At 39.5% G+C, this 7,647-nt stretch carries 9 protein-coding genes; 1 reads left to right on the forward strand and 8 read right to left on the reverse strand.

What is annotated here, in order from left to right; genetic code table 11:
- From ACKI5G_RS03960 to ACKI5G_RS03975, 4 genes are all read right to left on the reverse strand, one after another.
- Window positions 1-231, reverse strand: a 231-nt coding sequence (locus ACKI5G_RS03960; RefSeq protein WP_407397853.1) for a transposase, incomplete at its 3' end; no start/stop codon positions are given.
- A gap of 170 nt (window positions 232-401) precedes the next feature.
- On the reverse strand, window positions 402-1,388 hold the full coding sequence (locus ACKI5G_RS03965; RefSeq protein WP_407397855.1) for a restriction endonuclease PLD domain-containing protein: 987 nt from the start codon (window positions 1,386-1,388) through the stop codon (window positions 402-404).
- A gap of 10 nt (window positions 1,389-1,398) precedes the next feature.
- Window positions 1,399-2,631, reverse strand: a complete 1,233-nt coding sequence (locus tag ACKI5G_RS03970) for a DNA cytosine methyltransferase (RefSeq protein WP_407397857.1) — start codon at window positions 2,629-2,631, stop codon at window positions 1,399-1,401.
- Window positions 2,628-3,719: a DNA cytosine methyltransferase gene (locus tag ACKI5G_RS03975; protein WP_407397859.1), complete on the reverse strand. Its 1,092-nt coding sequence runs from the start codon at window positions 3,717-3,719 to the stop codon at window positions 2,628-2,630. The genes ACKI5G_RS03970 and ACKI5G_RS03975 overlap by 4 nt, the downstream gene beginning before the upstream one ends.
- 182 nt (window positions 3,720-3,901) lie before the next feature.
- Between ACKI5G_RS03975 and ACKI5G_RS03980 the strand changes: the two genes are divergently transcribed.
- Entirely contained in the window at window positions 3,902-4,462 is a 561-nt protein-coding gene (locus ACKI5G_RS03980) for a hypothetical protein (RefSeq protein WP_407397861.1), read from the forward strand.
- A 58-nt stretch (window positions 4,463-4,520) separates the two neighbouring features.
- Here ACKI5G_RS03980 and ACKI5G_RS03985 read toward each other — a convergent pair whose 3' ends face one another.
- The 4 genes from ACKI5G_RS03985 to ACKI5G_RS04000 all read right to left on the reverse strand — a co-directional run bounded on the left by ACKI5G_RS03985 (window position 4,521) and on the right by ACKI5G_RS04000 (window position 7,301).
- Entirely contained in the window at window positions 4,521-5,309 is a 789-nt protein-coding gene (locus tag ACKI5G_RS03985) for an Rpn family recombination-promoting nuclease/putative transposase (protein ID WP_039211861.1), read from the reverse strand.
- 68 nt (window positions 5,310-5,377) lie between these two features.
- Window positions 5,378-5,626, reverse strand: a complete 249-nt coding sequence (locus tag ACKI5G_RS03990; RefSeq protein ID WP_407397863.1) for a helix-turn-helix domain-containing protein — start codon at window positions 5,624-5,626, stop codon at window positions 5,378-5,380.
- Between the two features lie 981 nt (window positions 5,627-6,607).
- Entirely contained in the window at window positions 6,608-6,775 is a 168-nt protein-coding gene (locus ACKI5G_RS03995) for a hypothetical protein (RefSeq protein WP_407397865.1), read from the reverse strand.
- A gap of 310 nt (window positions 6,776-7,085) precedes the next feature.
- Complete coding sequence (locus ACKI5G_RS04000; RefSeq protein ID WP_407397867.1) at window positions 7,086-7,301, reverse strand: hypothetical protein; 216 nt, start codon at window positions 7,299-7,301, stop codon at window positions 7,086-7,088.
- Between the last annotated feature and the right edge of the window lie 346 nt (window positions 7,302-7,647).

Genomic DNA, 7,647 nt, shown 5'->3' on the forward strand with positions numbered 1-7,647 from the left:
ACTACGAATACCAAAAAGATACTGAATGAACACTATTTTAAAAAGTGATACCGGGTCAATACCTGGACGGCCAGCCTCATAAGAAGAATACAATCCCTCTACTTCATCATATATGAAACTAAAGTCAATGGCACGGTCAATTGCCCGCAGAATATGATCCTTAGGAACAAGGTCTTCAAGTGATATGAATTGGATTTGTGACTGTAATTCACGGTTTTTCTTTCTATACATAAAACATGCCCCCATTAATGTTAATTATAGCATTAATGGGGGCAGGCTTGTTTATTTGTCTACAGTCTGGCAGAACCATAAGGTTCTGTGTGTTTAGAATTAATAATAGTTGACCTGCCTGCAAGACCTACTTTTTAAGCCCTAAAAAAACGCTCTATATTATTAAGCATTTATTCTTTCGGTGAAAAATCTGCTTCATATAGCCCTTCCGCAAGCAAAGTTAAAGTAACTCCCGTTCGCCCATAATTTTGTAAATCATTTTTTGTTATAACATGGTCGTAAGATACTTTTATTCTATCTCTTAAATATTTACCTAAAATAGACTTATCACCGAATGAAGCTATTTGTTTTGGATACGGAACACCATCAATAACATTATTACCCTCAAACAACATTGTCATAGATGTCCCATCATCCCATATAAATTCAACGGCTTCGTTCTGTCGGTTGATTTTCCCCATTGCTGTTTGTGAAATATCCACCATTATTTTGGGTGGGAACATTTGTGGATGATTCATAATTGCTTTTCTAGAAATAGGTATATAAGCGTCCCCTTTGGTTACATGGCCATCACTACATCCCCAATTTATTCCGCTTTTAGTTGGTATATCACCTGATCTTTCAGATATAAAACTCATCTCTGCAACCGTAGGATCAATAACTCCAACAGTATTAGGAATAAGTATTTGCCCTCTGCGCTTAAATTCTACTTCAGGCGAGGTACAATCAATGCTATTTTCTTCTATATGTCTAATATAGCTCTGTAACTCCTCAAAACTATCTCTAGTTGTTTCAGCAAGCACTTCTCTATCATCTGTTCTTAGGCCATTAACAGAAAAATTAGCCGAACCGACCAATGCAGTTACAAGGTCCCCATTTTTCAGCCACAGATAGCATTTAGAATGTATTGGAACTTTTGAGTATAAAATTGTTGTATCTGCCTGTTTTTCGTTCAAAGATAATATTCTTTCATGAAGCCTTTTACTGATGCTAGCTTCACCATACATACCATATATTATCTTAGACCTTAGCGGCAACTCCCTTAACCGTTCTATAGGTTCTGGCCCAACATACCCAGACAATACTATAAATTCATTTACATCGAATTTTTCATATCTTCCAAAAACGCATTCTTCAAGACCCCTGTGAAATAGCATATTGAAGACCTCACTTTTTTCCTTTTAAAAAGTCATATATTGCCATTGCCAATTTCTTTGCAAATAAAGGTGGTACTGCATTACCTATCATTTTATAAACTTCTTGATTACTGCCTTTAAAAATATAATCATCATCAAATGACTGGAGCCGCGCTGCTTCTCTTACGGTTATAGACCGTACTTGCTTTGAGTCTGGATGAATATGCCTTAAACCGTCCTTATATAAGTGGGCTGGTATTAAATTACTCGGTTCATCCCATCGCAAAACATAATATTTATGGACATTAGAAACATGGCCAGTCTTTTGAGTATATAACTCTTTTAATGCCGCAGTTGAAATATATTGATTTCTACCGCTCTCAATATCAGTAGTCAATATTTTAAATATATCTCTATCGCGTTCACTTTGCCATCTGGCAACATGATTTGGAACAAACGGCTCCGGTAAATTATATATAGTCTTTCTACCTTCATATACAATTTCCTTCTTAAGAGGACATAATTTAGGCAGATCACCTATCGCTTCTTTTACCGTTGCTTTTTTTTCTACTTTATACTTGGAAAGAATATTGTTATAAAAATTCTGAAGAATTGACTCACATAAGTTTTCTCCCCAATATTCTTTTCGCAATCCAACTATGATAATTCTCTTTCTATTTTGTGGAACTCCATAATCACTAAAATCCATAATGGCATTTTTTAAATCAGTCAAAACATGATAACCAACCTTTTCAAATGCTTCTTGGATAACATCAATAATTTTCCTATTGCCGGGTTTAGCACTTAATATGCCTGGAACATTCTCAAACACAAATAATTTAGGTTTATATTTAGATACTACCTTCAAATAGCTTTCAAACAAGTAATTACGGTAGTCATCCCGCATCCCATTTGCATCACTAACGCGGCCAGCTATTGAATACGCCTGACATGGAGGGCCTCCAATTATAACATCAATTTTACCGACTTTATTTACCAGATTATCTAAACCAACCGAGGAACCATATTCATCATCATCAGACCAACCATTAAATAATTCCTCTGTTCTCTGAATATCAAATCTGATCACTCTTGAAGCGCTATCATCATATCCCCATTTGCTTTTTAGTCGTTCCCTTAAATTCGCACATGGAGCTTTCTCCCATTCTACAGCCGCAACAGTATTGTATAGGCCTGTCTGCGCAAATCCATCAGTCAAACCTCCGCAACCAGCAAAAAGGTCTATAGTATTTATCTTACTCATTTCTCACCTGTAAATATTTCTAGCATTTTCTTTCCTAATACCTGTCCCAAAATTGGTGGAACGGCATTTCCGACCTGTCTATTTTGTTTCGTTCGTGAGCCAGTAAACACAAAATCATCTGGAAACGACTGTATTCTTGCGCTTTCCCTAACTGTCGGAACCCTATTTAATTCATAATGAAAAAGGTTCCTATGTCCAGTATCAACTGTTCTTGCCGGCGCATTACCATCCAATCGAGTCCACGCCATGTGGAATTTACGGCTTTCACCAACTCCAGCCGGTAAATCTTTATAATTTCCACCCTCTGGTACTTGTGCTATTGTTTCTATAACGAAGTCCTTATGTGCAGTAGCAACATGATTATGAAGAATATCACAGTCTTTACGCATAAGTTTCTGATATTCTGTTATAGGTTCACCAGAATATTTATCAATTTCTTCCCCTAAAGAATCTACTCTTGTAGGCAAATCAGAAATAGCGTCCCTACAAGTTCGATAAGGTCTCTCAGTTTCTGGCCCAAACAATGGTTTAGGAAAACTTGGCATACCACAATCTTTGCGTATCCCCATAAAAATTAAGCGTTTTCTCATTTGAGGTACACCATAATCACACGCTTTCAGAATCTGGCACTCAACATTATACCCCATGGCTCTAAAGCGTTTTAATATTTCGTTCTTTATTTCGCCTTTATATAATGTAGCCATTCCCGGTACATTTTCGATGATAAACCCTTTAGGGTTATACTGTCTGACCATTTCAAGAACAGCTAAATATAATTTATTACGCTCATCATCAAAATTACGCGGCCCTGTTAAAGAAAACCCTTGGCAAGGTGGCCCCGCAATTATAACATCAATATTTCTATCCCCTGCAATTTTCTTTATTTCATCAAAAGTTTCCTGCTTGGATAAATCTGCCTGTAAAGCTGTCGCTCCTTTATGATTTAATTCAAAAGTATTTAATGCATCTTTATCATTATCTATACCTACAATAACATTAAAGCCTGCATCCATAAAACCTTTAGACAGGCCACCACAACCAGCAAATAAATCTATAGCATTGTATGTTCCAGAAACTTCTTTATTCATAATAAAAATATCATTCCTCTTTCTAAATTCGCAACACAAATATTATACCCTATTACTCAAAAAAAATAACTTTTATTTTCCGAAAAATAAACAATCCCGCCCCCTTGTAATCAAACAATTATTCTGTTATCATTATATCAAACATATATTCTATTTACAACCAAAAGAAAGGAGTTTTCCTCATGGTTCTCTACCGCCCACGGGCCAAAGACTACACAATGGCCATGCAAAATTTAAAAATTTTCGGCACACCGCTGGATATGGAAAAGTATCTGGTACACTTCCACAACCTCTATAATTTAATAGATGATGATTGCTTCCCAAAAATCATTGTCACCAGCAAGGAAGAAAAGGCCGACCACCGTAATGGCTGGCTTCACTCCCGCTATGTGCTGCTGGGAAATGTTCCCCTTGGCATATTTGACTATGAAACCTTGGGACGGATACATAAGCCCCAGCTGAATATTGAGGATGACGGAAACGGTGGCCTAAAATGCCAGTTTGAAATACTGGACGAAGGATATATTTTCTTCCTTGGCTCTGACCAGTGGTATGGCCATACCACCATGCTGGGATATAAGTGCTCCAACATGGCCGCCCCATGCGCCCGGGTGGATGATATTGCCGTAAATTCCGATGCCTTCACCCAGGCCCTGGAGCATTTTATAGCAGAACGAGCCATTAAAATCGTGGAAACCCAACGGAAAATAAAAGAGAAATACAAGGAGAAGAAAAGAGCATAGTAAAAGGCGTGCCGCAGCACGCCTTATTTTGATAAATTCTTATTCCCGCCTCTACATATCACAGAAGCGCATTTTTCTTACCGATTTCCTTAATCTGGTCAATAGTCAGGGAGGTATATTTTGCAACCTTTTCTACCGGCAAATTATCCTTCAGCATTTCGATTGCAGCCGCAAAATTTCTTTCCTCAACAGCCTTCTTTTTCTCTTTCTCTATTTCCAAAGCCAAAGTCATATACTCTCGCCTCCATTCTTCGCGGTTCTTCGCCACTACTACCTCGCTGTCAATTTCCTTGGTAAAATCGTCAGCTGGTGCATGGCCATCCATGTAATCAAGGAAAATCTTTAGCGGACCGGCTATATCATCAGCCTCGCCCTTGGTACTGAGGAACATTTTTGTGGTGCCGTCCTCAAGCTCAATGCCATGATTTTCCATGCACAAATTTCTAAAGGTATACTTATGGAGCTTGCCACTAAATACCTCGAAGGTACAGATGAAAATAATAAATGTATTATTCAGATTTTCGTAGTCCTGCCCCTTTTCCAACAGGTCAATGTCTATCAAGGCCTGGTAATATCTGGTGCGCTTTACCAGTTCTTCCATATCCTTGCTGGTCTGCATCTCGATATTGTAAATAGTCCCCTTGTCGTCATTGACATACACATCCATGCGGATGCTCTTGCTGTCCAGACGAACATCAATGGTCTTTTCTTCCTCAGGATAGGAAATATCCTTGATATCTATATTCAGTAGCCGTTCAAGGGTCTGCTTGCAAATGCGTTTGTTACGCATTATCTTTTGGAAAATAAAATTGTCCTGTATGGTCAGTTCATCATAAGATTTGGCCATTACTGCACCTCTCTTTTCTTGCTTAGATTATATCATAAAATAACACAAATAAATAATAAAACAAACGCTTAATTCAGCAACCCCTTCGCCTTCACCAAGCGCAGATAATTCGTATAATCAAAAGCCGCATCCAGCATATTATCTACAGTAATCATAAAATACTCTGCCAATGAACACAGCTCATTTAATTCTGGCTCTTTTTCCCCGGACTCCCATGAAATATAAGTCGCCTCACTTATACCCAGGTCCGCTGCCACATCAGCCGCACTCTCCTTTTTAATTAATCGGAGCCTTTGAAGGTTCCTTGAAAAATCCATAAAACTCACCCACTTGTGTATCCTTTTATTTCCCCTAAAAAAGAATATTCTAGTGGGCATTCAAAAGAGAAAACGTATTTTTAAACTTGCTCATACATTTCACCACCTATGGCCCGAAAGACCTAAATTTCCAACAGGGCCTATTATAACAGTTTATTATTTATTGTCTAGTATGATTTTATAATACATAATATAACTATTTGATTATACTTAAATAATTATTGTATGTTTAAATATCAATATACCAAAGAAATTCCCAGAAAGGTGCCAAAACTTAGCCAAACTTAAAATATTAAATCAAAAATATATCATGAAAAATCGCAAAAAATGTAATATTTTTTCTTCAGAAACGTATGTAAGCATGTCAAATATGACAACATGCTTCTTATCATTCTCCCCCTTGCCTGTATTCTCCAAACGCAGGCAGGGGATTTTTCTTTTTTTGTAATAAATCCCGTTCTTGTCCGTATGTAAGGGCAGAAAACAAAATTTCATATCGCCCATCTCCTTCCCCTGTCTGTTTTCTCTCTCCATGAATCAGGCAGGAGATTAAAATATGTGCTCTGGCCAAATAAAAGCCAGGGCACTTCCTATATATACATTTCTTTTTTTAAAAAAAGGAAGCCACCCGCACCTATAGCCCCGTTTTCAGGACTTCGGCAGCCATAGTCTGCCTACGTTCCCCTGAAAGCGGGGCTTTACTTATGACTTACCGGGTGCCACTGATGGAAGTGAGCCGGGGCGGCTTCGTGCTTCCCATACGTCCAGCCCTGACGCCTTTCCCGTCTGACTCTGCTCTTAGTGTATCGGCTGGATGAAAGAGTATGGCCCTTTGGCACGTTCCACTGGCGGCCTTATTTTCGCCTCGCCCTAAAGTACACATTCCCCAGGGCTCGACCTAAGCCCGCGAATGTGGGAAAGAATGGGCCATACCCTTTTACCGTGTGGTGTCCAGTGCCTACTACTGGGCTGGTATGGCGGTCACTGCAAGCAGTCACCGCTAACCCCCAACTCTAAGTGATGCCCCGAACAGCAGAGTATGGAACCTGCAAGCAGAACCCATACACAGCTGTCGGCATTTTGTCCAGTGCCTACTACTGGGCCAGTATAGCGGTAGCTGTCCTGTCGCTCCCTTACGCTCCGCTTCATCAGCAGCTTATTCCGTGGCGCTCAGGCTTCACTCCATGCGCGTTGCTTCTGCCGCCCTCTCTGCAGTCGGCGCACTCCAGCCACCGCCCCCCGCTCCAAGTATCGTCCCCGGATGGTATCACTACACCCCAGAGGTACGCAGTCATACCACCGTTTTTTATTTCTCATCTTCTCTTAGAGATTAGCGGGCGCATACTGCCCCCAAAAAAGCAATAAAAAAAGACACAACCTTAAAATTGTGTCACTTGGACCAGTTACATCTTATATCTATAATTACGGAAAAATCATATGATTATTCCGTAATTTTTTGTTACTTAGCACCAAGAATTGAGCCTATAGGAACTCTATAAGTTTTGCCAGTTGCATTAACAACCATCATATATGATTTTTTTGTTATTTTATACACTTCTGCGTTAGAAATATATTCAATATCATATCGCCCTGGCATATATGCAACCTCTTTGTAGGTTTTGCCCAACTCTAAGACTATTTCTGGCATACATTCTACATCTTCCTCACTATTCATACTTTCACCTCCTTTCAATTTAGCTATATTATATTATTATTCTAAGATGGTGGCAACTACAGGGCTACTACTATGAGTATGGCAGGGGACCATGCTGGAGCATCCAGCCGTGTCACGACCTTAAACCGACACTCCCCCTGTATGCTCTTGGTTTTGTCCCCAGCTCATAAGCCATTACTGGTGAGCGTCCGATAAGTTCCTTACGACTATCGGAAGTAAAACCAGACCCGCCGGAACCGCCACCTTCTTTTACTTCCGATAGTCAAACTTATCGAAAGCTGACCAGTCCTTCGTGGCCACTCTCCCTTCGGGTCTCCCCCGCCCTCCGCCCCAAAATAAAAAAATA

The sequence above is a fragment of the Anaerovibrio sp. genome, assembly GCF_045637405.1.
Classification (GTDB): domain Bacteria; phylum Bacillota; class Negativicutes; order Selenomonadales; family Selenomonadaceae; genus Anaerovibrio.

Bases quoted from the DNA above. Each gene is read 5' to 3' on its own strand.
- ACKI5G_RS03995 (WP_407397865.1), bottom strand. From the start codon at position 6,775: ATGAAGCGGAGCGTAAGGGAGCGACAGGACAGCTACCGCTATACTGGC.
- ACKI5G_RS03985 (WP_039211861.1), bottom strand. From the start codon at position 5,309: ATGGCCAAATCTTATGATGAACTGACCATACAGGACAATTTTATTTTC.
- ACKI5G_RS03965 (WP_407397855.1), bottom strand. From the start codon at position 1,388: ATGCTATTTCACAGGGGTCTTGAAGAATGCGTTTTTGGAAGATATGAA.
- ACKI5G_RS03970 (WP_407397857.1), bottom strand. From the start codon at position 2,631: ATGAGTAAGATAAATACTATAGACCTTTTTGCTGGTTGCGGAGGTTTG.
- ACKI5G_RS03980 (WP_407397861.1), top strand. From the start codon at position 3,902: ATGGTTCTCTACCGCCCACGGGCCAAAGACTACACAATGGCCATGCAA.
- ACKI5G_RS03990 (WP_407397863.1), bottom strand. From the start codon at position 5,626: ATGGATTTTTCAAGGAACCTTCAAAGGCTCCGATTAATTAAAAAGGAG.
- ACKI5G_RS04000 (WP_407397867.1), bottom strand. From the start codon at position 7,301: ATGAATAGTGAGGAAGATGTAGAATGTATGCCAGAAATAGTCTTAGAG.
- ACKI5G_RS03975 (WP_407397859.1), bottom strand. From the start codon at position 3,719: ATGAATAAAGAAGTTTCTGGAACATACAATGCTATAGATTTATTTGCT.